The organism is Kitasatospora sp. NPDC088160, assembly GCF_044741445.1.
GTDB lineage: Bacteria > Actinomycetota > Actinomycetes > Streptomycetales > Streptomycetaceae > Kitasatospora.
On record NZ_JBIUSS010000022.1, the window covers coordinates 125770 to 151112 of the forward strand.

At 74.5% G+C, this 25343-nt stretch carries 19 protein-coding genes and 2 pseudogenes; 10 read left to right on the forward strand and 11 right to left on the reverse strand.

Translation table 11 applies throughout. From position 1 onward, the window contains the following. Positions 1 to 2 precede the first annotated feature (2 nt). The 3 genes from ACIOGZ_RS30710 to ACIOGZ_RS30720 are packed head-to-tail and all read right to left on the reverse strand — an operon-like array spanning position 3 to position 3522. A complete protein-coding gene (locus ACIOGZ_RS30710; RefSeq protein ID WP_400988496.1) occupies positions 3 to 1049 on the reverse strand; it encodes an agmatine/peptidylarginine deiminase in 1047 nt (348 codons plus the stop codon). A gap of 50 nt (positions 1050 to 1099) precedes the next feature. After that, on the reverse strand, positions 1100 to 2815 hold the full coding sequence (locus ACIOGZ_RS30715; protein WP_363584086.1) for an urease subunit alpha: 1716 nt from the start codon (positions 2813 to 2815) through the stop codon (positions 1100 to 1102). Further along, entirely contained in the window at positions 2812 to 3522 is a 711-nt protein-coding gene (locus ACIOGZ_RS30720; RefSeq protein ID WP_363584084.1) for an urease subunit gamma, read from the reverse strand. Before ACIOGZ_RS30720 ends, ACIOGZ_RS30715 begins: the two co-directional genes overlap by 4 nt. A gap of 566 nt (positions 3523 to 4088) precedes the next feature. Here ACIOGZ_RS30720 and ACIOGZ_RS30725 point away from each other — a divergent pair. Then, the gene (locus tag ACIOGZ_RS30725) at positions 4089 to 4604 is read left to right on the forward strand and encodes an ATP-binding protein (protein ID WP_107452835.1); all 516 of its coding nucleotides are present in this window, start codon (positions 4089 to 4091) and stop codon (positions 4602 to 4604) included. A 349-nt stretch (positions 4605 to 4953) separates the two neighbouring features. Beyond that, positions 4954 to 7302 carry a SpoIIE family protein phosphatase gene (locus ACIOGZ_RS30730; protein ID WP_363584082.1) on the forward strand — a complete coding sequence of 783 codons (2349 nt, stop codon included), beginning with the start codon at positions 4954 to 4956 and terminating at the stop codon, positions 7300 to 7302. A 6-nt stretch (positions 7303 to 7308) separates the two neighbouring features. Here ACIOGZ_RS30730 and ACIOGZ_RS30735 read toward each other — a convergent pair whose 3' ends face one another. The 5 genes from ACIOGZ_RS30735 to ACIOGZ_RS30755 all read right to left on the reverse strand — a co-directional run bounded on the left by ACIOGZ_RS30735 (position 7309) and on the right by ACIOGZ_RS30755 (position 12459). Further along, on the reverse strand, positions 7309 to 8367 hold the full coding sequence (locus ACIOGZ_RS30735) for a DUF2637 domain-containing protein (protein ID WP_350881565.1): 1059 nt from the start codon (positions 8365 to 8367) through the stop codon (positions 7309 to 7311). A gap of 214 nt (positions 8368 to 8581) precedes the next feature. Continuing rightward, positions 8582 to 9517, reverse strand: coding sequence for a (2Fe-2S)-binding protein (locus tag ACIOGZ_RS30740; RefSeq protein WP_400844267.1), 936 nt, complete (start codon positions 9515 to 9517; stop codon positions 8582 to 8584). A 168-nt stretch (positions 9518 to 9685) separates the two neighbouring features. After that, complete coding sequence (locus ACIOGZ_RS30745) at positions 9686 to 10588, reverse strand: hypothetical protein (RefSeq protein WP_400810775.1); 903 nt, start codon at positions 10586 to 10588, stop codon at positions 9686 to 9688. Between the two features lie 243 nt (positions 10589 to 10831). After that, positions 10832 to 11683, reverse strand: a complete 852-nt coding sequence (locus tag ACIOGZ_RS30750; RefSeq protein WP_400810774.1) for a hypothetical protein — start codon at positions 11681 to 11683, stop codon at positions 10832 to 10834. Between the two features lie 164 nt (positions 11684 to 11847). Further along, the gene (locus ACIOGZ_RS30755) at positions 11848 to 12459 is read right to left on the reverse strand and encodes an NTP transferase domain-containing protein (RefSeq protein WP_400844264.1); all 612 of its coding nucleotides are present in this window, start codon (positions 12457 to 12459) and stop codon (positions 11848 to 11850) included. Between the two features lie 146 nt (positions 12460 to 12605). Here ACIOGZ_RS30755 and moaA point away from each other — a divergent pair, with 146 nt between their 5' ends. From moaA to ACIOGZ_RS30770, 3 genes are all read left to right on the forward strand, one after another. Beyond that, complete coding sequence (gene moaA, locus ACIOGZ_RS30760; protein ID WP_363630234.1) at positions 12606 to 13601, forward strand: GTP 3',8-cyclase MoaA; 996 nt, start codon at positions 12606 to 12608, stop codon at positions 13599 to 13601. A 120-nt stretch (positions 13602 to 13721) separates the two neighbouring features. Next, the gene (locus tag ACIOGZ_RS30765; protein WP_363584072.1) at positions 13722 to 14480 is read left to right on the forward strand and encodes an HNH endonuclease family protein; all 759 of its coding nucleotides are present in this window, start codon (positions 13722 to 13724) and stop codon (positions 14478 to 14480) included. A gap of 60 nt (positions 14481 to 14540) precedes the next feature. Further along, positions 14541 to 16112 carry an alpha/beta hydrolase gene (locus ACIOGZ_RS30770; protein WP_363630232.1) on the forward strand — a complete coding sequence of 524 codons (1572 nt, stop codon included), beginning with the start codon at positions 14541 to 14543 and terminating at the stop codon, positions 16110 to 16112. A gap of 116 nt (positions 16113 to 16228) precedes the next feature. Here the strand turns inward: ACIOGZ_RS30770 and ACIOGZ_RS30775 are convergent, their stop codons facing one another. Beyond that, complete coding sequence (locus tag ACIOGZ_RS30775) at positions 16229 to 18745, reverse strand: ArnT family glycosyltransferase (RefSeq protein ID WP_400988497.1); 2517 nt, start codon at positions 18743 to 18745, stop codon at positions 16229 to 16231. 134 nt (positions 18746 to 18879) lie between these two features. Continuing rightward, complete coding sequence (locus ACIOGZ_RS30780; RefSeq protein WP_363584066.1) at positions 18880 to 19998, reverse strand: alpha/beta hydrolase-fold protein; 1119 nt, start codon at positions 19996 to 19998, stop codon at positions 18880 to 18882. 156 nt (positions 19999 to 20154) lie between these two features. Between ACIOGZ_RS30780 and ACIOGZ_RS30785 the strand changes: the two genes are divergently transcribed. The 3 genes and pseudogenes from ACIOGZ_RS30785 to ACIOGZ_RS30795 all read left to right on the forward strand — a co-directional run. Continuing rightward, positions 20155 to 21105, forward strand: a complete 951-nt coding sequence (locus ACIOGZ_RS30785) for a hypothetical protein (protein WP_400988499.1) — start codon at positions 20155 to 20157, stop codon at positions 21103 to 21105. 277 nt (positions 21106 to 21382) lie between these two features. Next, a pseudogene (locus tag ACIOGZ_RS30790) lies at positions 21383 to 21979 on the forward strand (serine protease); the annotation flags it as partial. A gap of 213 nt (positions 21980 to 22192) precedes the next feature. Next, a pseudogene (locus tag ACIOGZ_RS30795) lies at positions 22193 to 22912 on the forward strand (putative Ig domain-containing protein); the annotation flags it as partial. 78 nt (positions 22913 to 22990) lie between these two features. On the opposite strand, the gene ACIOGZ_RS30800 reads toward ACIOGZ_RS30795, so the two are convergent. After that, positions 22991 to 24247 carry an alpha/beta hydrolase gene (locus ACIOGZ_RS30800; protein ID WP_363584060.1) on the reverse strand — a complete coding sequence of 419 codons (1257 nt, stop codon included), beginning with the start codon at positions 24245 to 24247 and terminating at the stop codon, positions 22991 to 22993. Between the two features lie 130 nt (positions 24248 to 24377). Here ACIOGZ_RS30800 and ACIOGZ_RS30805 point away from each other — a divergent pair, with 130 nt between their 5' ends. Both ACIOGZ_RS30805 and ACIOGZ_RS30810 read left to right on the forward strand, forming a co-directional pair. Further along, a complete protein-coding gene (locus tag ACIOGZ_RS30805) occupies positions 24378 to 24836 on the forward strand; it encodes a MarR family winged helix-turn-helix transcriptional regulator (RefSeq protein ID WP_400844254.1) in 459 nt (152 codons plus the stop codon). Between the two features lie 67 nt (positions 24837 to 24903). After that, a complete protein-coding gene (locus tag ACIOGZ_RS30810; protein WP_363619026.1) occupies positions 24904 to 25302 on the forward strand; it encodes a type II toxin-antitoxin system VapC family toxin in 399 nt (132 codons plus the stop codon). Positions 25303 to 25343: the final 41 nt, after the last annotated feature.

Below are 25343 nucleotides of genomic sequence, written 5' to 3' on the forward strand. Positions count from 1 at the left end.
GATCAGACGGACTTCGGCTGCTGCTGCGTGATGCAGTGGATGCCGCCGCCGTTGGCGAAGATCTCGCGGGCGTCGACGAGTTCGACGGTGCGGCCCGGGTAGGCGCGGCCGAGGGCGGCGGCGGCCTCCTGGTCGCGCGGGTCGTCGAAGGCGCACAGGATCACGGCGCCGTTGGCCACGTAGTGGTTGATGTAGGAGTAGTCGACCGGTTCGCCGTCCTCGTCCAGCAGGACGGTGGGGGCGGCCAGTTCGATGACCTCCAGCGCCCGGCCCCGGGCGTCGGTGGCGGCGCGCAGGACGGCGACGAGCTCCTGGCAGACCGCGTGGTCCGGGTGGGCGGGGTCCGGCTGGACGTGGGCGACGACGACGCCGGGGCGCACGAAGGAGGCGACGATGTCGATGTGCCCGCGGGTGCCGAACTCGTCGTAGTCGCGGGTGAGTCCGCGCGGCAGCCAGATCGCCTTGGTGGTGCCGAGGAAGGCGTGCAGCTCGGCCTCGACCTCCTCCTTGGTCCAGTCCGCGTTGCGGCCCTCGCCGAGTTGGACGGTCTCGGTGACCAGGACGGTGCCCTCGCCGTCGACGTGGATGCCGCCGCCCTCGTTGATCAGCCGGGAGGCGAAGCGCTGGACGCCCGTCAGTTCGCTGATGTGCTCGGCGATGTGCTGGTCGTGGTCCCAGCGGGCCCAGGACTGGGCGCCCCAGCCGTTGAAGATCCAGTCGGTGGCGGCCAGCGAGCCCTTGCCGTCGATCAGGAAGGACGGGCCGATGTCGCGCATCCAGGCGTCGTCGAGCGGGCGCTCGACGATCTCGACCTGCCCGGAGACGTACCGGCGGGCGTCCGCGGTCTCGCCGGTGTTGACGACCAGGGTGACCGGCTCGTACCGGACGATGGTGTTGGCGACGGCGGCCCAGGCCTCGCGGCCCGCGTGCAGGTTCTCGGGGGTGTCGAAGGTGGGGTTGGCGGTGGGGAAGGCCATCCAGGTGCGGTCGTGCGGGTGCCACTCGGCGGGCATCCGGTAGCCGAGGGAGGCGGGCGTGGGGGTGGTCATCCGGGAGTCCTAGTGGGGGGAGGCGTTCGGCGGAGGTGTCAGCGGAAGTGTCAGAGGAAGTAGAGGCGGCTGAGCGAGACGCTGTCCGCGGGTTCGGAGCGCAGCGGTTCGCCGTCCAGCGAGACCAGGCCGGTCTGGGTGACGTCGACGCGGCCGACCCGGGCGTTGCGGACCATGTCGCGCGGGCCGATGCCGCGGGTGTTGCGGACGCCGACGCGGCGGCGGCGGGTGGGCAGCCCGTCGGCGGGGCGGTCGAGGTAGGCGCCGTCGGCGGCGGCCTGGGCGACGAAGGCGACCGAGATGTCGGCGGCGGTGGCGCCGTGGGCGCCGAACTGCGGTCCGAGGACGAGGGGTTCGCAGGTGTCGGTGGAGGCGTTGGGGTCGCCGACCACGCCGTAGGCGGGGAAGCCGGCCTTCAGGACCAGCTGCGGCTTGGCACCGAAGTGGTCGGGGCGCCACAGCACGATGTCGGCGAGTTTGCCGACCTCGATGGAGCCGACCTCGTGGGAGAGACCGTGGGCGATGGCGGGGTTGATGGTGAGCTTGGCGATGTAGCGCAGGACGCGCTCGTTGTCGTCGCCGCTCTCGGTGGTGCCGTAGCCACCGTCCAGGGGGCCGAGTTCGGCCTTCATCTTGCCGGCCATGGCGAAGGTGCGGCGGACGGTCTCGCCGGCGCGGCCCATGCCCTGGGCGTCGGAGGAGGTGATGCCGATGACGCCGAGGTCGTGCAGGACGTCCTCGGCGCCCATGGTGCCGGCGCGGATGCGGTCGCGGGCCATGGCGGCGTCGCCGGGCAGGTCGGTCTTGAGGTCGTGGGCGGAGACGATCATGTCGAAGTGCTCGCCGAGCGCGTCGCGGCCGAACGGCAGGGTGGGGTTGGTGGAGGAGCCGATGACGTTGGGCACGCCCGCCATCTTCAGCACGTTGGGGACGTGTCCGCCGCCGCAGCCCTCGATGTGGAAGGCGTGGATCGTCCGCCCCTCCAGCACCTTGAGCGTGTCCTCCACCGACAGGCACTCGTTCAGGCCGTCGGTGTGCAGGGCGACCTGGACGTCGTACTCCTCGGCGACGCGCAGCGCGGTGTCCAGGGCGCGGGTGTGGGCGCCCATGTCCTCGTGGACCTTGAAGCCGGAGGCGCCGCCCTCGGCCAGGGCCTCGACGAGCGGGGCCGCGTCGGAGGACGAACCGCGGCCCAGGAAGCCGATGTTGACGGGCCAGGCGTCGAAGGCGTTGAAGGCGTGGCGCAGGGCCCAGGGGGAGTTGACGCCGACGCCCCAGACCGGGCCGAACTCCTGGCCGATGATCGTGGTGACGCCGGAGGCGAGGGAGGCCTCCATGATCCGCGGCGAGAGCAGGTGGACGTGGGTGTCGATGGAGCCGGCGGTGGCGATCATGCCCTCGCCGGAGACGATGGTGGTGCCGGTGCCGACGACGACGTCCACGCCGTCGAGGGTGTCGGGGTTGCCGGCGCGGCCGATCGAGGCGATCCGGCCGCCGATCAGGCCGATCGAGGTCTTGCGGATGCCCTGGATGGCGTCGATCACCAGGACGTTGCTGATCACCACGTCGCAGGTGTCGCGGACGGCGGCGGCCTTGAGGTGCAGTCCGTCGCGGGCGGTCTTGCCGAAGCCGGCCAGGAACTCCTCGCCGGGGGCCTGGGAGTCGGACTCGACGCGGACGATCAGGCCGGAGTCGCCGAGCCGGATCCGGTCGCCGGCCCGGGGGCCGTGCACCGAGATGTAGTCGTGGGGGGTGATGGACGTCATGACGGCACCTCCGCGTCGTCGAAGGTGGTCAGGTAGCCGGTCGCGCGGGCCTTGGCCAGGGCGGCCTCCTTCGCGCCGGGCGCGTCCAGCGGGCCGTCGACCAGGCCGGCGAAGCCGATCGCGACGCGCTCGCCGCCGATCGGCACCAGGCCGACCTGGACGGTGGCGCCCGGGTCGAAGCGCACCGAGGAGCCGGCCGGGACGGCCAGGTGGGTGCCGTAGGCGGCGGCGCGGTCGAAGGCGAGGCGCGGGTTGGCCTCGAAGAAGTGGAAGTGCGAGGTGACCGAGATCGGCACCTGGGAGGTGTTGTGGACGGGCAGCAGCACCGTCTCCTCGACCGGGTCGTAGCCGGCGCCGTCGCCGATCAGCGCGCCGCCGGGGGCCTCGTCGCCGAGCGAGCCGGCGCCCCGGAACGGGTCGTTGACGACGGCCAGGCGGGTGCCGTCGTCGAAGACGGCCTCGACCTGGACGACGGTGACGACGTCCGGCACGCCGGGCAGCACGTCGGCGGCGGTGAGCACGCTGCGGCCGGCCTCGATGGCCTCGGCCAGGCGCCGGCCGTCGCGGGCGGCCTCGCAGACGGTGTCTGCGATCAGGGCGGTGGCCTCGGGGATGTTGAGGCGTACGCCCCGGGCGCGGCGGGCGCGGGCCAGTTCGGCTGCTGTGAAGATCAGCAGCCGGTCCCGCTCGGTGGGGGTCAGTCGCACGGTTCCTCGCTCGCGGTCGCCGGGGGAGGGGGTCGGCTTTCGGGGGCGATGTTAGAACGTCGTTCAAACATCTCGGGCCATTGAACCCGGACCGGGCCGCCGTGTCCAGCGTTGCCGGTCCGCAGGGGTTCGGCCCGCCGGGCGCGTGGCGGGGGTGAAGCCCCGGAGCGGCGGGGGCGGAGCCCTGGAGGGGCGGGGGCGGAGCCCTGGAGGGGAGGGCGCGCGGCCGGGGTGCGCCGGGCGCGCGGAGCAGGACGGGGCCCGGCGCGCGGCGGGGTGCGACGGGGAGTGGGAGGGCGGCGCGGGCCGGCGCCCGGGCGCCGGGTGTGCGCGGGATCGGGCGGGGGCGGACTCGAAAACAGGCTCTGCGCTTCGCAAACCTGTCCGGCGCGGGCAGTTGGATCACGTGAACCTCCCCGTGCCCCTTTCACCCCACGTGATCGGACGCACACTGTTGCAAACGCCGTCAACTGGGCATGAGGATGGGTGGTCAGAACGTGGGGGCCACCCGGCCGGCGGGGGATCCGGAGGCGGGGGCTCGGATTCGAGGGCGGGGGCATGTGTTGATGGACGGTCAGTCGCGATTCCCGCGGCAGCGGACGAGTTCGGGTGACGCCTACCGGTCCGGGCCCGCCCCGGGCGCGGCCGGCGGCACCGGGACGACCCTGCCGGGCACCTCGGCCCCCGGCTGCGCCCTGCACCGCCGGCTGCACCTGACGCTCGACCCGGCCGACCTGGTCGCGGTCGGCTCGGTCCGCCGGCGGCTGCGGACGGCGCTCAGCCACTGGGGGGTGCCGGAGCTGTCGGACACCGCCGAACTGCTCTCCTCCGAGCTGGTGACCAACGCGCTGCTGCACACCGGCAAGGGCGCGGTGTTCGACGCGGTGCTCGGGTCGGACCACCGGCTGCGGATCGAGGTGCAGGACGGCACGACCCGGCTGCCCGGCCGGCGCCGCGATCCGGACGCCGAGTACGCGACCTCGGGGCGCGGCCTGCTGCTGGTGGAGTCGCTCGCGGACGCGTGGGGCGTGCAGCTGCGGGGCGACGGCAAGGTCACCTGGTTCGAGCTCGCCCTGCCCTGAGCCCGGCCGCTCGCGGGGCACGGGCACGGAGCGCGGGCCCGGGGCGCTCGGGGCGCGGGGCATGTGGGGGTACGCGGCCCGCCGCACCGTTCGCCGTCGATTCATTCGCCTTCGAAGCATGCCCAGAACAGAAGGCGGAGCGGAAGATTTCCGGCCCGTTACCATTGCCGCTCGGCCCAACATTGGACAGGATGGTGGGAATGTGTGTCCACGTGCGGGAAGCAGCGGGGAGACCGAACCTCGACCGACCCCGCCCGTCGACACCGTCCGATCCAGCACCACCCATCACACCGCCACGCGGCCCGTCCGGACGGTCGGCGCGGTCCGCCACGGCAGCGGCAGGAGCAGCATGCCCACTGAGCCCGAGTCGCCGGGGCCGGCGCTTCCATCCGGTGCGCCCACCGCCGAACCGCAGCAGGCAGCCTCCACCCACACCACCGGTCCGAACCCCGCCGGTCCCGCTCCCGTGACGGTCGACCAGCCCCCCGCCGGCCCCACCGCGGCCGGGCCGGGCCGGGCGAAGCCGCCCGCGCAGGCGGTGCGCCGGCCCGTGCCGCGCCCGGCGCCCGCGCTCGCCGCCGGACGGCTGGCGACGGTGCTCCCCGGCAGCCTGCCGCCCGCCTCCGCGGACACCATGCCGGACTGGCTGGAGCCCGCGATGGCCGCCAACGGCATCGGCTCCTTCGACTGGGACATCCGCCGCGACGTCCTGGAGGGCGACCACCGGGCCTGCGCGATCATCGGCCTGGACAGCATGGACCAGGGCCGCTTCGATCGCACCGCCGGTTCCTTCCTGGCCCTGCTGCACCCCGAGGACGCGCCGGTGGTGCGCCGCCGGGTCGAGCGCGCGGTGGCCGAACTGGGCCAGTGCGGCGCCTACTACCGCACCGTCGGGCCCAACGGCACCATGCGCGCGGTGCGCTTCCGCGGCCGGGTGCTCGCGGACGCCTTCGGCCGGGCCTCGCGGATGGTGGGCTTCGTCTGGGACGCCACCGTCGAACTGCACAAGCGCGACCGCGCCGACCGGATGGCCCTGCTGCGCGAGGAGCGCTCCCGGTTCATCAAGGAGGCGGCCCGCGCCCTCTCCGAAGCCGTCACCGTCCGCGACGTGGCCCGGGTGTTCACCGGACTGCCGCTGCCCGGACTGCCGCCGGACGGCCTGGTGCTGGCCTCCTTCGAGGCCGGCCGGGCGCAGGTGCTCGGCGCCTCCGGCTACCGGACCGAGGCGCTGGCGGTCTGGGACCGCACGGTGCTGCCGGCCGGGCACCCGGCCGCCGAGGCGGTGCGCCACCGGGCGCCGGTGTTCATCCCGACCCGCGAGGAGTTCCGCGCGTCCTACCCCGAGGTCTGGGAGCCGACCAGCCGTACCGGGCGTGGCTCCTGGGCGTTCCTGCCGCTGGTGGCCAGCGGGCGGGCGATCGGCGTCTGCGTGGTCAGCTTCGACGACGAGCGCGAGCTGGACGCGGACGAGCGCACCCTGCTGTCCACCCTGGGCGGGCTGGTCGCCCAGTCCCTGGCCCGGGCCCGGCTGCACGACGCCGAGCACGAACTGGCGGCCGGCCTCCAGCGGGTGATGCTGCCGCGCACCGTGCCGTCGGTGCCGGGGGTGACGACCGCCGTGCGCTACCTGGCGGCCGGCTCCGGCCTGCAGATCGGCGGTGACTGGTACGACGTGGTGCCGCTGCCGGGCGGGCACGTCGGCCTGGTGATCGGGGACGTCCAGGGCCACGACGTGCACGCCGCCGGGATCATGGGCCAGCTGCGGATCGCGCTGCGCGCCTACGCGGCCGAGGGGCACCCGCCGGCCGCGGTGATGGCCCGCGCCTCCCGCTTCCTCGCCGATCTGGACACCGACCACTTCGCGACCTGCGCCTACGCCGAGGTCAACGTGGACTACGGCGTGGTCTACGCCGTCCGGGCCGGCCACCTCGACCCGGTGGTGCGCCGGGCGGACGGCACCGCCGCCGTGGTGCCGGTGGCCGGCGGGCTGCCGCTGGGCATCGACCCGGACCAGGAGTACCGGGTCACCCGGTTCAGCCTGGACCCGGGCGAGACGGTGCTGCTCTGTACCGACGGCCTGGTCGAGGCGCGCGGCATGGACCTGGACGAGGGCATCGCCCGGCTCACCCGGGCGCTCGCCCGTCCGCTGCCGCCCGCCGAGGAGGCGGCCCGCGACCCGCTGGAGGACCTGGCCGACCGGATCGCCTCCCAGGCCGCCGACTCCAGCGAGCGCGAGGACGACATAGCGCTGCTGCTCCTGCGCTGGGACGGTCCGGCCGGCGGCCTGGCCGCCCAGCAGCTGCGCCGCCGGATCGGCCAGGCCGACCTGGCGCGGATCTCCGAGGTCCGGGCCGAACTGCGCGACGCGCTGCGCCGCTGGGGCGTCGCCGAGTTCATCGACACCGCCGAACTGCTCTCCTCCGAACTGGTCACCAACGCCATCCGGCACACCGACCGGGACGCCATGTTCACCGCCCGGCTCTACCGGGAGCCGGCCTCGGACGGCGGCCGGGCCCGGCTGCGGGTCGAGGTGGAGGACGAGTCGGACCTGTGGCCGACCCGCCGGACCCCGGGGGAGCAGGCCTCCTCCGGGCGCGGGCTGATGCTCGTCGAGGCGCTGGCGGACGCCTGGGGCGTGGAGCCGCGCGGCTCCGGCAAGCGGATGTGGTTCGAGCTCAGCGGCACGCCCGCAACCTAGGTCCGGTCACCCGAACTGCTGCTCCAGGTCCTTCAGTTTGCGCTCCAGCGAGTCCAGCCGGGGCAGCGTCACGGTGTCCTCGTCGACGGTCAGGTCGATGGTGCGCCGCTCCGGGCGGGCGGGCAGGCCCGGCTGCGCCACCGTGCCCTCGGCGGGCACCACCGCGCCCTCGGCGGCCTCGACCTCGCGCGGCCCGGCGGGCCGCTCCGCCGCGGGCCCGCCGGCTATGGCGGGTTCCGAACCGGACTCCAACTGCCGTGCGCCGCCGCCGCGACCGCGCCAGGCGCTGTTGCTGCGGCTGATCGCCCGGATCTCCGCCCGCTCGCGGCGGCCGGCCAGCCTGCGGCGCTCCCGCTCCACGGCCCTCTCCCGCTTGTCCTCGCGGACCTCGTCCACCGCCTCGTCGAGGCTGCGGACGCCTTCCAGGAGCATCAGCGACCAGGCCGCGTAGGTCTCGCGCGGGGCGCGCAGCCAGCGCACGATGCGGATCTGCGGCAGCGGGCGGGGGACGAGTCCCTGCTCGCGCAGCGCGGCCCGGCGGGTCTGCTTGAGCGCCCGGTCGAACAGGATGGCCGCCGAGAGGGACATGCCGGAGAAGAACTGCGGGGCGCCGGCGTGGCCGAAGCCGCGCGGGGCGTGCACCCAGTTGAACCAGGCCGAGGCGCCGGCGAACAGCCAGACCAGCAGCCGGGAGCCGAGCGCGGCGTCACCGTGGCTGGCCTCGCGGACGGCGAGCACCGAGCAGAACATCGCGGCGCCGTCGAGGCCGAACGGCACGAGGTACTCCCAGCCGCCGGACAGCCCGAGGTTCTGCACCCCGAAGCCGACCAGCCCGTGGAAGGACAGCGCGGCGGCGACACCGGCGCAGCAGAACAGCAGCGTGTACGAGGCGCCGCCGTACAGGGATTCCTTGCGGCGGCGCCGTTCCTCGGAACGCTCCCAGGAATCCGGCCCTCCGGCGGCGGCGGATCCCCGGCTCCGGACCAGGGCCACCAGGAGCGCGCTGACCAGCAGCCCCGCACCTCCGGTGACGGCCCAGCCGAGCGGTATGTCGGACAATTTCATCGCCGGAACCAGCCTCGCTTTCCTGCGTCGCGTTCCTGCGTCGTGATGGCGGGGACCATCATGGCGGATGCTCGGCGGGGGAATGGCCGATTCGGTGCCAATGCGCTGAGTAGAGGGATTTCTGACCCCGCGACAATCGCATTTTCTTATGCATTTGAAGCGGGTTATTCCCGGAATTCCGGGCTTTCCGGATCCGGCCTCGCACGTGTTTTCGTCAACCCCGCATGACGCGGGGGCAGCCGCCGCAGATGTCCTCCGGTTGGGCGGTGTACACGAGGCAGCAGCTGGCCCGGGCCCGGTCGGTGCCCGAAGCATCCCCGCACCCGGCCGCCGGCACGGCGAAACCGGCACCCGGGGTGAAGGGGGACGGGGCCGGAGCGGGGCCGCCGGTCACGCCGGGCGCGCACGCCGGTGCCGCCGCCGCGCCGCCCGCCTGTGGGGGCTCCAGCAGCGCGGACAGCTCGGCGCGCGCCCGCTCCTGCTCCCCGAGCAGCCCGCCGGCGTACCAGAGCCCCTCCACCGCCGCGTCCGTGGCCATCGCCCACAGCACTCGTGGCCCGCGCCGCACCTCGGGCCGGAAGGCGGCCAGCACCGGTTCCAGGAACCCGCCCAGCGCGCACCGCAGTTCGGTGTCCAACGCGTTCGCGTCCGGCACCGTACGGGCCTGCGGCACGCCGCCCGCCGGGTCGTCGGGCAGACAGGCGAACGCCTCCGGGCGGACCGTCAGCTCCACCCGGTCGGCACCGCGGCGCACCGAGACGTCCTGCGGGCCGAGCAGCAGGACCCGGCGCTCCAGGAACCACGGCAGCGTGAACAGCAGCGAGAGCGGCCACACGACGCGGTGCAGGCCGAAGCCGGCCGCCACGTCCGGGCGCAGCGGCCGCCCGTAGCGGGCCAGGCCCTGCCGGGCGTCGTGGGCGATCAGCTCGCGGACCGCCTCGGGCCGGGTGGTCAGGTCGGCGGCGGGGATCCAGCCGTCGCCGCGGCGGGGCGGGGCGCAGCGCACCCGAAGGACGGGGGCGAGCGCGGTGAGCCGGTGGTACGAGGTCGCGCCGGGGGCGTCGGCGGGCGGCGTGGGAGTGAGGGCGTGCGCCTCGGTGGTGCGGGGGGCGCACGGCGTGGGGCCGGGCCGGGTGCTGCTCGCGGTCATGGGCGGGCCCCATCGGGTCGACCGGGGACCGCCCATGGACCGCCCGGCGGTGCCCGGTCGGGGTGGTGGCCCGCCCGGGCCCGGCCGGACCGGGGCATGGCGGTGCCCGGGGAACGGCAAGGCGAACCCGGCCGGGGTACTGCTCACCCCGGCCAGGTTAGGCTCACCTTAGCTGATCGTCCCCCAGGTCTCGCGGGTGATGCGCCCGTCCGGGGGAGGTCCCGGCGTGTGGGCCCCGTCCGGGGGGAGCCCCGGCGTGCGGGCCCCTTCCGGGGCAGGCCCCGGCGTGCGGGTGGTGCCCAACTGGCGCGCGAGCCAGACCGGCACGCCGCCCAGGGCGTGGACGAGCCGGGCCGCCTCGGCGCGCAGCCGGGCGGCCTCGGCCGGCTCGGACACCTCGGCGAGCGCCGCGAGCGCCGGCGCCACCCCCACCGTGAAGCCGAGTTGCTCGCGCAGCCGCAGCGAGGCGTCGAAGCCCTCGCGGGCGTGGTCGCGGTCCCCGCGGGCCAGGGCCAGTGCCGCCAGGTGGCGCCAGGTGTACGAGCGCAGCAGTTCGTCCCCGCGTTCGCCCGCGCCGTCGTGCGCCCGGCGGTAGGCGATCCAGGCGGCGCCGCGGTCGCGCAGCAGGTTCTCGGCGACCAGTCCGCGCCGGAAGTCCAGCAGCGGGCGGCCCGGCGCGTCCGGCGGCAGCAGTGCCGAGGTGCGTCCGAGCGCGGCCTGCGCCTCGTCCAGTCGGTCCCGGGGGCCGAGCACGCTGGCCACGTACGCCAGGAAGCCGCGGGCGCAGGCCGCGGCCGCGCGCTGTTCGGTGCTGGCCACCACGGCCTCCGCGAGGCGCAGCGCCTGTTCCGCCTGGGTCCACTGCGCGGCGGTGAACAGGCACTGCTCGATGAGGAGTTCGGCCCGTGCCAGGGCCGCCGTCGGGTCCTGTTCGGCGGCCGGGCGCAGCAGTTCGGCCGCCTCCTGCCAGCACCCCCGGGACCTCAGTCGCCACACGGTGTCGCCCGGCTCCTCCGCTGCCGCCCGCCCCCGCCCGTTCGGGCCGTTCGGGCCCCATCCGTGCTCTGACAACGCCACCTCCTTGTGTGCGCCATCCAGCGGGGCGCGGCCCTGCCCGGCGTCGCCGCCGTCGACTGTCGGCGGCACGGCGACGGCAGCGCAAGGGCCCGCGCTGTGGCGGCAATTCAACACGGGGGTGAGCTTGTGCACCAGATCACGAGCGGAGGTTCTTGCATTCGCGGGGGAAATGATCTAGGGCCTGGCCTGATCCACAAGGCACGCCCTGGCGGACGCGCCCCGGCGGCCTCCGGTCGGTCAGGACGTCCAGCCGGTTTCCATCAGGGCCTCGGCGGCGCCGTTGGCGGGCTGCGGCACCCCCGCCAGGTCCAGGCTGAACAGGGCGACCAGCAGCTGTTCGCCGCGCACGGTGGCCTGGTGCGAGTAGCCGGCCAGGGTGAACATGGCGGCGGCCATCTCCTCGGCGTGCAAGGTCTGCAGCCACAGGCACTCGACCGACTTCACGTCGGCCGGCTCGGTCCAGGTGTCCACCTGGGCGACCATCCGGCTGCCCAGCAGGGTCACCCCGTCGCGCTCCTGGGCCTCGGTCAGCTCCAGGTCGTCGAAACCGAGCCACTCCAGGTAGCGGGCGGCGGTGAAGACCGCGTCCTGCGAGGTGCGCACCGGGTGCGGGCGGAACGGCGCGCGGTGGCGGAAGGGCTTGGGCTGGCCGCCGGAGCCGCCGGGCGGGGCGGGCACCGGGGCGCCCATCGGGTGGGCCGGGTACGGGCGGGAGGACTGCGGGCCGGGGGTGGCGAGCGGGCCGGCCGTGCCGCCGCCGAGCCGGGTGGTGCGGTCCACCGGCAGCCGGACGGTGGCGCCGCAGTTGCAGGTGAACTCGGGCTGCGGCCACTGGTCGGAGCGGCCGCAGTGCGGACAGCGCATGCTCAGCCAGGAGTCCTCCCAGGAGCGGAACCGCACCTGCACCGGCACCCCGCCGCGCAGCAGCGGCACCTTCAGCGAGGCGCCGCACGGACAGGGCAGCGACGGCGGCTCGTAGAGGTGCTCGCGGCGGCAGGCGGGGCAGCGGATCGCCCGGGCGCCACCGCCCGCCCCGTGCCCTGGCCTCGCGGGGTCGTGTCCGGTGAAGTCGTCGGGCAGTCCGGCCATCGCGGGCTCCGTCCGTTCGAGTCGGGTGGTGGAACGGTTTCCATGCTCCCCGAAACGTTGGGTCCTTGGCACGGAATGGGGCAATCCTCAGGGTCGGATCAGGGGTGTGCGCCCGGCCGGTTCCCACCACGGGTGCTTCGGACACCCCGGTCGGCGGGGTGCGGTCAGCCGGCGGACCAGCGGGCCAGGTCGGCGGGGGTGTCCAGGTCGTCCGGGACGGCGACGTCGGCGCACTCGACCAGCGTGACCGCGCCCGGGTGCGCGGCCAGCAGGGTGCGGGCCCCGGCGTCGCCGGACGCGCCGGCGGCCGCCTCCGCGAAGTGCCGGGCGCCGATCAGCACCGGGTGCCCGCGCCGCCCTCCGTAGGCCGCCGCGGCCAGTTCCGCGCCGGCCCGGTGCGCGGCCAGCAGCCGGGCCACCGCGGCCGCGGTGACGCCCGGGGTGTCCACCAGCATCACCAGCACCGCCGACACCTCCGGCGCCAGCGCGGCCAGCCCGGCGCGCAGCGAGGAGCCCATGCCGCCCGCCCAGTCCGGGTTGGTCACCAGCCGGCAGCCCGGCAGGTGCGCCGTCGAGCGGACGCGTTCGCCGGCCGCGCCCAGCACCACCGTGACGTCCGCGCAGCCGCCCGCCCGCACCACCGCCACCGCGTGCTCGACCAGCGGGCGGCCCGCGTACCGGATCAGGGCCTTGGGCCGCCCGCCGAGGCGTCGCCCGCCCCCGGCGGCGAGCACCAGCGCGGCAACGGGCCCGGTCGGGTCTTCGGTGGTCTGCATGGGCCCAGCCTGCCCGCCGGTGCCGCCGCCGCGCAGCCGTACGAACCCACAGTTGTACGAATGCACAAGGGGAACCCGCAGGTGGTGGCCGCCCCCCGGCGGTTCGGCCGCTGGTCCTGCGGCCCGCCGGCCCCTGTACTGGGTCGATGAACACCGCACCGCGCCCGCTGCTGGACCGTTTCGGCCGGGTCCACACCGACCTGAGGGTCTCGCTGACCGACCGCTGCAACCTGCGCTGCACCTACTGCATGCCGGCCGAGGGCCTGGACTGGCTGCCGAGGGCGCAGACGCTGGGCGACGACGAGGTGGTGCGGCTGGTGCGGATCGCGGTCGGGCGGCTGGGGATCGCCTCGGTGCGGCTGACCGGCGGGGAGCCGCTGTTGCGGCGGGGCCTGCCGGAACTGGTGGGGCGGATCGCCGCGCTGGGGCCGGAGGTGTCGCTGACGACGAACGGGATCGGGCTGGCCCGCACGGCGGTGGCGCTGCGGGCGGCGGGGCTGGAGCGGGTGAACGTCAGCCTCGACACGCTGCGCCCGGAGCGGTTCGCGCGGATCACGCGGCGGGACCGGATCGCGGACGTGTTCGCGGGCCTGGCGGCGGCGCGGGCGGCGGGGCTGGGGCCGGTGAAGGTGAACGCGGTGCCGGTGCGCGGGGTGAACGAGGACGAGATCCCGGAGCTGGCGGCCTTCGCGGTGGAGCACGGGTACCGGATGCGGTTCATCGAGTCGATGCCGTTGGACGCGCAGGGCGCCTGGGACCGTTCGGCGATGGTCACCGCCGCGGAGGTCCTGGAGCGGCTCGGGGAGCGCTTCGACCTGCTGCCCGTGGGGCGGCGGGGCAACGCCCCGGCGGAGGAGTGGCGGGTCGCGGGCACGGACGCCGTCATCGGGGTGATCGCCTCCGTGACCCGCCCGTTCTGCGGGGGCTGCGACCGGGTCCGGCTCACCGCCGACGGTCAGTTGCGCAACTGCCTGTTCGCGACGGAGGAGTCCGATCTGCGCGCGCTGCTGCGCGGCGGTGCCGACGACGACCGGATCGAGGCGGCCTGGCGGGCCTCGGTGGCCGGGAAGGGGCCCGGACACGCCGTCAACTCCGCCGGCTTCGTCCGGCCCGACCGCCCGATGTCCGCCATCGGCGGCTGACGCCCGGGGTGTGAGCTTCGACATGGTCGGCGGGGTTCGCGTGGCGTCGCCTTGACCTGCTCTCGGGGTGGCTGATCTGCTGGTTCGCCGTCAACCCGCCCCAGATCCCGGGAGTTATCCGTGCCCGCCCGCCGCACCGCCCTGTCCGCCGCCACCGTGTTCCTGATATGCGCGCTCGCGCTGGCCGGCTGGCTGCTCGGCGGCCGTGACCACAAGAGCGGCGACTCCGCCGCGCCCGCCGGGGGCCTGGGCACCAGCCCGCTGCAGAACCCGGACGGCACCAAGCCCGGCCTGGCCCCGCTGACCACGCCGGAGGAGCAGAAGGCGGGCCGGGACGTGATAGCCAAGGTCGCCACCGCCGCCGCCGGCCCCAAGGACGGCTACGACCGCAACGAGTTCGGCCCCGCCTGGACGGACAACGTCGACGGCGTCCCGCTCGGCCACAACAACTGCGACACCCGCAACGACCTGCTCGCCCGCGACGGCACCGCCGTCGAGCGCAAGGACGGATCGAACTGCGTCGTCACCGCGATGACCATCTACGACCCGTACACCGGCAAGAACGTCCAGTGGACCAAGCAGCAGGCCACGAAGATCCAGATCGACCACGTGATGCCGCTGTCCTACGACTGGCAGCTGGGCGCCGCCAAGTGGGACAAGGCCAAGCGCGTCCAGATCGCCAACGACCCGCTCAACCTGATCCCCGCCGACGGCTCGCAGAACGGCTCCAAGGGCGACTCCGGCCCGGCCACCTGGCTCCCCGCCAACACCGCCGTCCGCTGCTCCTACGCCGTCCGCTTCGCCCAGGTCTCCCTGAAGTACCAGCTCCCCGTCACCGCGGCCGACAAGCAGGCCATGCTGCAGCAGTGCGGCGGCTGAGGAATCGTTACGGCAGGTGCTGGTGTGACGGCAGCGGGCGCCGGGTGGTATTCGTGGGCGGTGCACTCGTCGAACCCCCGGCGCCCGCTCCGCGCCCTGCTCACCGTCGCCCTCCTCGTGCTCGCCGCGGGCTGCACCGGGCCGTCGGACCCGGGCGCCCGCCGGCCCGGCACCGCGGCCGCGGCCGGGCCCCAGGACCTGGTGCCCGGCACGGCCGCCCCCGCGCTCGCGGCCCTGTACCTCCAGCCGCTGGACTGGAAGGACTGCCCGGACCGGCCCGAGCGCCCGGCCGGGGAGCCGGTTGCGCAGTGCACCGGACTCAAGGTCCCGCTGGACTACGCCGATCCGGGCGGCGAGACGATCGACGTCGCCGTCTCCCGGATCCGCGCCACCGAGGCCGACCGGCGGATCGGGGCACTGGTGCTCAACCCCGGCGGGCCGGGCAACTCCGGCGTGGACCGGGTCGTCTGGGGCTGGGAGGACTACCGCGGCACCCTCTCCGACCACTTCGACCTGGTCGGCTTCGACCCGCGCGGCGCCGGCCGCACCACCCCCGTGCACTGCCTCGACGACCGCACCCGGGACGAGTGGACCAGCACCGACGACCCCGGCTACGACCGCGGCCGGGTGCTCGCCGACGCCTGCCAGGCCCGGTACGCCACGCTGCTGCCCCACCTCTCCACCCGCGACACCGCCCGCGACCTGGACGTGCTGCGCGGCGCCCTGGGCGAACGGCGGCTCGACTTCCTCGGCAGCTCCTACGGCACCTACCTGGGCGCCCTCTACGCCGAGGAGTTCCCCGCCCGCACCGGCCGCCTCGCCCTGGACGGCGCCTTCGAGCGCAGCCTCGACCCGGTCCGGATGAACGTCGAGGCCGCCGCCGCCACCGAGACCGCGCTGCGGGACTTCGCCGCCGACTGCGCGGGCCGCGACGGCTGCCCGCTCGGCCGCGACCGCGCCGCCGCCCCGCAGCGGCTCGCCGACTTCCTGGACGGCCTGCGCGCGCACCCGCTGCCCGCCGCCGACGGCCGCCGCCTCACCGCCACCCTGGCCTGGAACGGCACCCTCGACACCCTCTACGACGGCCACCGCTCCTGGGAGCGGCTGCGCCAGGCCCTCGACCCGGCGATCACCCGCGGCGACGCCGCCGAACTGCTCGCCCTCGCCGACGGCGCCAACGGCCGCGCCGAGGACGGCGGCTACTCCACCGCGGCGGACGCCTTCGTCGCCATCAGCTGCGCGGACGCCCTGATGGCCCCCGGCGCCGGGGACCTGCGCACCGACCGCGCCGAACTCGCCGCCCGCGCCCCGCTGATGAGCCGGCACGACACCTCGGCGGCGCTGTTCGCCCCGGACTGCCGCTCCTGGCCGTACCGCACCGCCGAACGGCCCGCCCGGATCCGGGCCGAGGGCAGCGCCCCGATCCTGGTGGTCGGCTCCACCGCCGACCCGGTCACGCCGTACCCGTGGGCGCAGCGGATGGCCTCCGCCCTCGCCGACGCCGTCCTGCTCACCCGGGACGGCGACGGGCACACCGGCTACGACAAGAGCGGGTGCGTGCGGGACGCGGTGGCCGCGTTCCTGGTGGACGGCACGCTGCCCGCCGCCGGGACGCACTGCCCGTCCGCCTGACGGGAGCTGACGGGAGCTGACGGGGGCCGGCGGGAGCTGGCCAGGGGCAACGCGAAGGGGGCGCACCGCCGGCTGCGGTGCGCCCCCTGGGGTGGGACGGTCAGGAGGTCGGACGGTCAGGACGTCGGGGCCGTCAGGTCGTAGAAGGTGGTGGAGCCGACCGTCTTCGCGGTGAAGTGGCTCGTCACCCAGCTCTCGATCTGGGAGGTCTCCGACTCCTTCTCCCCGGTGTCGCCCCGTCCGCTCTCGGCCCCGCCGAAGCCGCGGTGGGAGCCGCCGGCGATGAACCAGTGCACCTTGCCCTCCTGGACGTACTTCTGGAAGCCGGCCAGGCTGAGCGAGGGGTCGGTGCCGTTGAAGCCGCCGAGGGCCATCACAGGCTTCCCGGTGGCGAGTTGGTAGCTGGCGGCGTTCTGCGAGCCGCTGGTGGCGGCCGCCCAGGTGTACTGGTCGGCGTTCTCCTTGAGCAGGGCGGAGGCCTCCTCGCTCACCTTGGTGCCGCCGAGCAGGCCGCCCATGCCGCCCGCGCCGCCCATGCCGCCCGCTCCGGGGCCGCCCGCGCCGCCCGGGCCGAAGGCGCCGGGATCCTCGCCGCTGCCGGGGTTGCCGGTGTCGGGGTTGCCGGTGTCGGGGTTGGCGCCCGTGCCGCGCTCGCGGTGACCGTTGCCGCCGCCCGGGCCCTTGCCCGAACCGCCGCCCGGCCAGCCGCCGTTGCCGCCGTTGAAGCCGCCCTGGCCGCCGTTGCCCCCGCCGTTGAACCCGTTGCCCCCGCCCTGGGCGCCCGGCCGGCCGCCGTTCTGCCCGCCGCCCCCGCCGGGGAAGCCGGGTGCGCCGCCGTTCTGCCAGCCGCCGTTCTGCCCGCCGCCGTTCTGGCCGGGCTGGAACGCCCGCCCGTTGCCCGGGAAGCCCTGCCCGCCGTGCCGGCCGCCGCCGCCCGGGCCGGAGGTGCCCTGGACGGCCGGCCCGGCCGTCACGATGGAGCCGCTGTGCGCCGTGCCGACGGTGTCCACCGCGTACGCGGCCGGCCCGCCGAGCGCCGCCGCCAGGCCGAGCAGGCCGGCGACCGAGGCGATCCGGGCCCCGAGCCGCCCGTCGGCCCGCCCGGCCAGCTGTCCGGCGACCAGCGTGGCCGCCGCCACCAGCCCGCCGACCAGCACCGCCCAGCGCAGCCAGGGCAGGAACTCCGCGCTCCGCCCGAGCAGGACGAACGCCCACACCGCCGTCACCGCGAGGGTGCCGGCCAGCACCAGCGCCCACGGAAGCCGGTGCCGGGCCCGCCACAGGCCGTCCACGCCCATGCCGACCAGCGCCGCGACGGCCGGGGCGAGCGCCACCGTGTAGTACTGGTGGAAGATCCCGGACATGAAGCTGAACACCAGCGCGGTGGACAGCATCGCGCCGCCCCAGACCAGGAACGCCGCGCGGGCGGTGTCGGTGCGGGCGTAGCGGCGGGTCGCCCACAGGGCGGCGACCAGCAGGATCAGCGCGGCCGGCAGCAGCCAGGCGATCTGTCCGCCGATGTCGCTCCCGAACAGCCGGGTGAGGCCGCTCTGGCCCCAGCCGCGGCCGCCGCGCATCGCCCCGGCCGGCAGGTCGAGCCCGGCCGGGAGCCGCCCGCCGCCGCCGACGCTGCCGGTCTCGTCGCCGTTGATCCGGCCGAGGCCGTTGTAGCCGAAGGTGAGGGAGAGGAAGCTGTCGTCCTGCGAGCCGCCGACGTACGGGCGGGCCGAGGCCGGCAGCAGCTCGACCACCGCGACCCACCAGCCGCCCGCGACCACCATGGCCGCGCCCGCGAGCAGCAGCTGCCGCACCCGCCGCCACAGGCCGGTGGGCGCGACGACCAGGTAGACCAGCGCGAAGGCGGGCAGCACGAGGAAGGCTTGCAGGGTCTTGGTGAGGAAGGCCAGGCCGAACATCGCCCCGGTGAACACCAGCCACCGGGTGCCCGCCGCCTCGATGGCCCGTACCAGCCCGTACGCGGCCAGGGTGAGCAGCAGGGCCAGCAGCGCGTCGGGGTTGTTGAAGCGGAACATCAGCGCCGCGACCGGGGTGAGCGCCAGGGCGGCCCCGGCGAGCAGGCCGCCGAGCGGGGAGAAGCGCCGGCGCACCGTCGCGTACACGACGCCGACGGTGGCGGCGCCCATCAGGGCCTGCGGGGCGAGCACGGACCAGGAGGACAGGCCGAAGACCCGCACCGAGAGGGCCATCGGCCACAGCGACATCGGAGGCTTGTCGACGGTGATGAAGTTCCCGGCGTCGGAGGAGCCGAAGAAGAAGGCCTTCCAGCTCTGGCTGCCGGCCTGGACGGCGGCCGAGTAGAAGGCGTTGGCCCAGCCGGAGGCGCTCAGGCCCCAGAGGTAGAGGACGACGGTCGCGGCCAGCAGTGCCAGCAGGGCCGGGCGCACCCAGCGCGGGTCGTCCGCGCGGCCGCGCCAGGCGCGGGCGGGGAGGGTGCGCAGCCGGCCGGACCAGGAGGCGGGGCCCTTGGGGCCGGTGGGCGGCAGGGGCTGCTCGGGGAAGAGCGGCGCCGGGTCCGGCCGGGCGGGGTCCGGCCGCGGCACCTCCGGCGGCGGGAAGTCCGCGGCCTCGGGCCACGGTTCGCCGGCCGGAGTGGAGTAGCTGGTCGTGGTCATGCGCCATACCGTGCGTGGTGTGGCTGAGAGGAGCGTGAGACGACGCTGTGAGACGGGTGTGATCTGCGGGGCGTTCGGGTGATCGGGTGATCGGGCGGGCCGCCGGGGGATCGGTCAGGCGGCCTTCGGCGTGGTCAGGCGGCCTTCGGCATGGTGAGGTGCTGGCCGAGCCACTCCAGGGCCGGGGGGATCTCCCGGGTCCAGGTGTGGAAGTTGTGGCCGCCGGTGTCCAGGGTGATGGTGGACAGCTTGGTGGGGGCCTTGAAGGCGCCGACCATGGCCTGGGTGTCGGCGTAGTTGTTCTCGTCGTAGCTGGTGGTGAGCAGCAGGGAGACGGGGGCGGCCGGCTGGTTCTTCAGCCGCCACAGCAGGTCGTTCTGCTGCTTCAGCTGGTCGTTGCCGCCGAAGAGGTCGCCGGTGGTCTCGTCGTGCGCCGCGCTGTAGTAGCCGGAGAGCGCGACCGCCGCGCGGTAGGAGTCGGGCTTGCGCATCGCGAACTTGAGCGCGCAGTAGCCGCCGGTCGAGTTGCCGATCACGGCGCGGCTCGCAGGGTCGGTGCCGAGCCGGTAGGTGGTGGCGAGCGCCTTGGGCAGGTCGGTGGTGAAGAAGGTCTCCGCCTGGGGGCCGCCCGGCACGTCGACGCACTCGGTGTCCCGGTTTCCGACGACCGTGGGGCGCATCATCACCAGGACGGTCGGCGGCAGCTTCTTCTGCTCGATCGCGGTGAGGGTGGAGGCCGGGTACTGCATCAGCGAGATCAGCTTCTCCGGGGTGCCCGGGTAGCCGGTGAGCACCAGGGCCATCGGGAACCGCTGCTGCGCGTAGTCCGGCTGGAAGTACTGCGGGGGCAGGTAGACGAACGCCTCGGTGCTCAGGCCGGTCGAGGCTCCTTTGACGGCGACCTGCTGGATCAGCCCGGAGCGCTCCCGGTCGGAGCCCTGGGCCGAGTAGAACTTCTGCTCGCCGGTGACGGCCACGGAGGCGTTCGGCGTGTGGTCGACGACCGTGCCCGGCTTGCCGTCGGTGCCGAGCAGGTCGCTCCAGGAGCTGTAGAAGCCGAAGTAGCCGTTGGCGATCAGGCCCATGGCGACCAGCACGGCGATCTGGGTGGCGAGGAAGGCGCCGAGCCGGCCCGTCCAGGACTTCCAGCCCTTCCCGCCGAAGCGCGGCCAGAGCCACATGGTGGCGCCGAAGACGAGGATCGCGACGAGCGAGGCGACGATCTGGAGGGGGAGTCCGGTGAGGCTGAGCACGCCCCGATCGTAGTTGACCTCGATCAGCGCCCCCGGGCGCCCCCTGCGCGCCCTCCGCGCGCCCTCGGAATCCGGTTGACCGCGCCGGGCGGGCCCGCCAGCATGGCGGCGGACACGCGCACGCTGTGTGCGCGGGGCGTCACGGGGGCGGGGTTCATGAAGTCCATCACCAAGGCCGGTCTGGCCGTCGGCACGGTACTGCTGCTCGCGGCCTGCTCCAGCGGCACCGGGGGCGGCGGGGGGAGTGCCGCGGGCGGGCCGCCCACCGGCGCGGCCCCGGCCCTGCCCGCTCCGACGCGGACCCCGACCCCCACCCCGACGCCGCCGCCGTACGGCCCGGTGCTCGGCACGAACATCGACCCGGTGAACACCGCGCTCGGCCAGGTGGCCGGGGCCAAGACCCTGGGCGACCTCGACGGTGTGCTCGGCGGCATCGCCACCAGCGCGCGGACGGCCGGGCGGAGCCTGGGCCTGGCGGACGAGCCGGCCGCGGTCACCACGGCGCGGACCGAGCTGGTGGCGGCGCTGACCTCGCTGGCCGCCGACGCGACGAAGGTCCGCGGCGACATCAAGAGCAGGGGCGTCTGCGCGGTGGGTTCCGCGCAGGCCGAGCTGGGCGCCTCGGAGGGCCTGGCGGCGGTGTCGGCGGCCCTGGCCAAGATGGCGGCGGCCGGCTACCCGACGACCTTCGCCGTCCCGCAGACCCCGAAGCAGCAGTCCCGTTCGCTGGACAACGGCACCCTGGTGCGCGAGGGGCGGCTGCGCGGCCAGGGCGTGTTCAAGGTCGACAACGGCGGCAGGGGGGACGCGGTCGTCTCGCTCGCGCTGAACGGCAAGTCGGTGCACTCGGTGTACGTGGCCAAGGGGCAGAAGGCCAGTATCGAGGGCGTCGAGGACGGTACGTACGAGGTGTACTTCGCGGGCGGGGTGGACTGGGACTCCGACGCGAAGGCGTTCACGCAGAGCTGCCGGTTCACCAAGTTCCAGGACACGCTGGCGTTCGAGACCGGGCGCACCGCGACGTCCTGGTCGATCACCCTCCAGCCGACGGTCGGCGGCAACGCCAAGACCGACGAGGTGGGAGCGGACTCCTTCCCGCAGCCGTAGCCGTAGCCGGAGCGGGCGGGCCGACGGATGGACATGACGCTCCGGCGGGCGGGCACGGCCGGTGCCGTGGGGTGCCATCGCGCCCGCCCTTAACGGGCATACCGGGGCGGATGGTTGCCGCCCCGGGCCGCAACGGCCGATTGCCGTCGGCGAGTTCGGCCAATACGGTTGACCACTTGAAGTGACCATGGCACTTTCGTGCGGCGCGGGCCTCGGCGACCAGTCGTACACCCCGCGATCCCCCACAAGGAGAGCCATGTTCAAGAGACTTGCCGCGATGGCCGGCGTCGGCGCCGTCGTCGCGGGCGGGCTGACCCTCGCCGCCGTCCCCGCGCACGCCGTCCAGGCCAGCGACCTGACCTCCACCATCGCGCTGAGCAACTGCTCGGCCTCGCTGGTGCGTTACCCCACATCGGTGGCCGGCGACCGGGCCCTGATGCTCACCAACGGCCACTGCCTGCCGACCATGCCCACGGCCGGCCAGGTCATCCAGAACGCGAGCGCGAGCCGCAGCGGCACCCTGCTGGACGGCGCCGGCAACAGCCTCGGCACCGTCCAGGCCGACAAGGTCGTCTACGCGACCATGACCGGCACCGATGTCGCGCTCTACCAACTCACCGACACCTACGGCTCGATCAGCTCCAAGTACGGCGCCACCGCGCTGACCGTCAACGACACGCACCCGACCGACGGCGCCGCGATGTACATACCCTCCTCGTACTGGAAGCAGGTGTGGAACTGCTCCGTCAACGGGTTCGTGCCCACCCTGCGCGAGGACCAGTGGACCTGGCACGACTCGCTGCGCTACAGCTCCGGCTGCAACACCACGCACGGCACCTCCGGTTCGCCGATCATCGACTCCGCCAGCGGGCGGATCATCGGCATCAACAACACCGGCAACGACAACGGTGAGATGTGCACCCTGGACAACCCGTGCGAGGTCGCCGCGGACGGCACCACCACGGCCACCAAGGGCCAGAGCTACGGTGAGGAGACCTACTGGTTCACCACCTGCCTCGGCAACGGCCGGGTCATCGACCTCAACGTGGCCGGCTGCCTGCTCACCAAGCCGGCCGGCAGCGGCGCCGTCTCCGTCAGCAGCCCCGGTGACCAGTCGACCGCGGTCGGCGGTGCGGTGAACCTCCAGATCAACGCTTCCGGTGGTGCCGCGCCGCTGTCGTACAGCGCGACGGGTCTGCCGGCCGGGCTGGCGATCAACGCGTCGACGGGTGCGATCACCGGTACGGCCACCACGGCGGGTTCGTCGAACGTGACGGTGACGGTGAAGGACTCGGCGGGCAAGTCGGGTACGGCGAGCTTCACGTGGACGGTGACCGGTGGCGGTGGCGGCACCTGCACGCCGGCGCAGCTGCTGGGCAACGCGGGCTTCGAGACGGGCTCGGCGGCGCCGTGGACGACGAGTTCCGGTGTGGTGGACAACAGCTCCTCGCAGGCGGCGCACGGTGGTTCGTGGAAGTCGTGGCTGAACGGCTACGGTTCCTCGCACACCGACACGCTGGCGCAGACGGTGACGATCCCGGCGGGCTGCAAGGCGACGCTGAGCTTCTGGCTGCACATCGACACCGCTGAGTCGGGCAGCACCGCGTACGACAAGCTGGCCGTGTCGGTGAACGGGACCACGCTGAAGACGTACTCCAACGCGGACGCCGCGGCGGGTTACCAGCAGCGGACCTTCGACCTCTCGTCCTACGCGGGCCAGAGCGTCACCCTGAAGTTCACCGGCACCGAGGACGCCTCGCTGCAGACGAGCTTCGTGATCGACGACACCTCCATCCAGACCGGCTGACGCACCACCAGCACACCGTCCGGCCCCGGGGATCCCACACCCCGGGGCCGGACCGTGCGCGCCGGAGGCCGCCCGGTGTCACGCCCGGCGGGCGTCGGCGATCACGGCCGGGGTGGTGCCGAGCCACCAGGTGGGGTTGGCGGTGCCGTCGGTGGTGCGGCCGTCGCTGTGGACGTAGTGCCGGACGTCGCGGCCGGGCTCGGCGAGCTCGCCGTTCAGGGCGCGTTCGACCCATTCGGCGCCGAAGCGGAAGACCTCGGCGGCGGTGCCGCCCAGCGGGTGGAACTCGTTCTCGTAGACGCGCATCTCCTTGGGCGCGCGGATGCGCTCGTAGTTGGCCAGGGCCTGCTCCAGCACGGTGAGTTCGTCGAACTCGCCGATGCCGTAGACGACCGGGCAGGCGATCTCCCGGACCAGGTCGCCCAGCGGCATCCGGGCGACCAACTCGGTGTCGAAGGCGTCCTCGTCGGTGTAGCCGGCCATGTACATGTAGTTGTTCTTGAAGGTCGGCTGGGCGCGCTCGAAGATGGTGGTGAAGTCGCCGGTGACGGCCTCGAAGGCGGCCAGCGCGGCGAGGCGGCGGTCGGTGGCGGCGGCGCGCGAGCCCCAGTAGCCGCTCATCGAGATGCCGAACATGCCGATGCGGGCCGCGTCGACCTCGGGCAGCGAGGCCAGGTGGTCGATGTAGCGGCTGATCGCGCGCTCGTAGTTGGTGAGGTCGACGGTCAGCCCGTTGGCCCGGCTCTCGCCCTGGCCCGGACCCTCGATGGACAGGGCCACGATGCCGCGCGAGGTGTAGTACCGCTCCGCCGCGTGGATGTAGTCCTCCTTGATCATGTCCATCCCCGGGCCGAGGATCACCGCGGGGGCGTTGCGGACCTCACCGGCCGGCAGGTGCAGCAGGGCGAAGATCTGCTTGCCCTCGAAGTCGAGGACGACGCGGCGCACCCGGTTGCCACGCAGCGCGCCCAGGCGCTCCACGCAGTGGTTGGCGTGCTCGCGGAAGGCGAGCTTGCGCGGGTCGGCGGCGTCGAAGATCGAGTACTGCGCGCGGCCCCACATCACCGAGGCGCGCACGTAGAGGTCGGCGGCGGTCTGGGCGAAGCCGCCGCGCTCGTGGTGGGCGGCGCGCTCCTCGGCCTGCCCGGCGATGGTGGCCCAGGCCTTGGGCAGCATCACGCCGCTCTGCACCAGCGCGAAGACCTTGTCGAAGTCGGTGTGGTCGTGGCCGAGCTGCTCCAGGGTGCCCTTGGCCTGGGGGTGCAGGGCGTCGAAGCCGCCCTGGGCGAGGGCGATGTCCAGGGCCCAGTTCTGTCCGGTCGAACGAACGGTCATGACGGGTGTCCTCCGTGTCGATAGGGGGCTCGGTGGCTGTGCCGCCGAGTCGCTAAGTACTTATCTATTAAGTACTTAGGATATTCTGTTGTCAACCCGACCGTCGATACGAGCCGCGGAGGCCGCCCCCATGTCGCAGCCCCAACCCACCCCCGCCCGCGAGCAGGCCCTCGACCAGCTCGCCCGCGCCGCCTACAGCCTCAGCGCCGCCGACTCCCGACTGCGCGGACGCGCCACCCGCACCCCCGGCGCGCTCTCCCTCACCCACGCCCGGGCCCTGCGCGTCCTGGCCGAGACGGGCCCGCTGTCGATCGGCCAGCTCGCCGCCGCCACCGAGACCACCAGCGCCGCCACCACCCAGCTGGTCAACAACCTCGCCACCGCCGGCTACGTCACCCGGGAACGCCCCCCGGGCGACAAGCGGTCCGTCCTGGTCGCCCTCACCGACGCGGGCCGGCGCCGCCACGACGAACGCCAGACCACCCTGGCGCAGGCGCTCGACACCGCACTGGCGCACCACGACGCCCCCGCCCTGGACGCCGCGACCGACGTGCTCCGGCAGTTGGTCGCCATCTACGACCGGCTCTGACCGGGAGGGCCTACCCTGCGGAAGGCGCGGCAAGGTCGCGCGAGGCCCTTCCTGGAGGCGAGCGCCCGTGACCAAGTACGTGATCGCGCCGGCCGTGGCGCTGCGCCTGGCCGGCGAGCGGGCCGTCATCCCGCAGGAGCACCGGCTGCTGGCCCCGACGCTGCTCCGCTCGCAGGTGCTGTCGCTCCTCTACCAGGCCGTCCGCCAGGGCGGGCTGACCAGGGCGGAGGCCGACCGCCGGCTGGACTACCTGCGCGCGTTGAGGATCCGGCTCCTCGGGGACCGCGTCCTGCAGTCCACCGCCTGGGGGATCGCCGAGCGCCTCGGCTGGCCCGACACCCTCGACGCCGAGTACATCGCGCTGACCCGGCTTCAGGCCGACGCGTTCATCACGCTCGACCTGGAGGTCGCCCGCGCCGCCGAGGAGCTGGTGGCCGTCGCCCCCGTCGAGGCCCTGACCGCCTAGGGCGCGGCCTCCGCCGACCCGGCGCGAGGGCCCCCGACCCG

Coding starts and splice junctions, on each gene's coding strand:
- ACIOGZ_RS30710 (WP_400988496.1), bottom strand. CDS start 1,049: ATGACCACCCCCACGCCCGCCTCCCTCGGCTACCGGATGCCCGCCGAG.
- ACIOGZ_RS30715 (WP_363584086.1), bottom strand. CDS start 2,815: ATGACGTCCATCACCCCCCACGACTACATCTCGGTGCACGGCCCCCGG.
- ACIOGZ_RS30785 (WP_400988499.1), top strand. CDS start 20,155: ATGAAGTCCATCACCAAGGCCGGTCTGGCCGTCGGCACGGTACTGCTG.
- ACIOGZ_RS30735 (WP_350881565.1), bottom strand. CDS start 8,367: ATGAAATTGTCCGACATACCGCTCGGCTGGGCCGTCACCGGAGGTGCG.
- ACIOGZ_RS30755 (WP_400844264.1), bottom strand. CDS start 12,459: ATGCAGACCACCGAAGACCCGACCGGGCCCGTTGCCGCGCTGGTGCTC.
- ACIOGZ_RS30725 (WP_107452835.1), top strand. CDS start 4,089: ATGGACGGTCAGTCGCGATTCCCGCGGCAGCGGACGAGTTCGGGTGAC.
- ACIOGZ_RS30750 (WP_400810774.1), bottom strand. CDS start 11,683: ATGGCCGGACTGCCCGACGACTTCACCGGACACGACCCCGCGAGGCCA.
- moaA (WP_363630234.1), top strand. CDS start 12,606: ATGAACACCGCACCGCGCCCGCTGCTGGACCGTTTCGGCCGGGTCCAC.
- ACIOGZ_RS30730 (WP_363584082.1), top strand. CDS start 4,954: ATGCCCACTGAGCCCGAGTCGCCGGGGCCGGCGCTTCCATCCGGTGCG.
- ACIOGZ_RS30775 (WP_400988497.1), bottom strand. CDS start 18,745: ATGACCACGACCAGCTACTCCACTCCGGCCGGCGAACCGTGGCCCGAG.
- ACIOGZ_RS30800 (WP_363584060.1), bottom strand. CDS start 24,247: ATGACCGTTCGTTCGACCGGACAGAACTGGGCCCTGGACATCGCCCTC.
- ACIOGZ_RS30740 (WP_400844267.1), bottom strand. CDS start 9,517: ATGACCGCGAGCAGCACCCGGCCCGGCCCCACGCCGTGCGCCCCCCGC.
- ACIOGZ_RS30805 (WP_400844254.1), top strand. CDS start 24,378: ATGTCGCAGCCCCAACCCACCCCCGCCCGCGAGCAGGCCCTCGACCAG.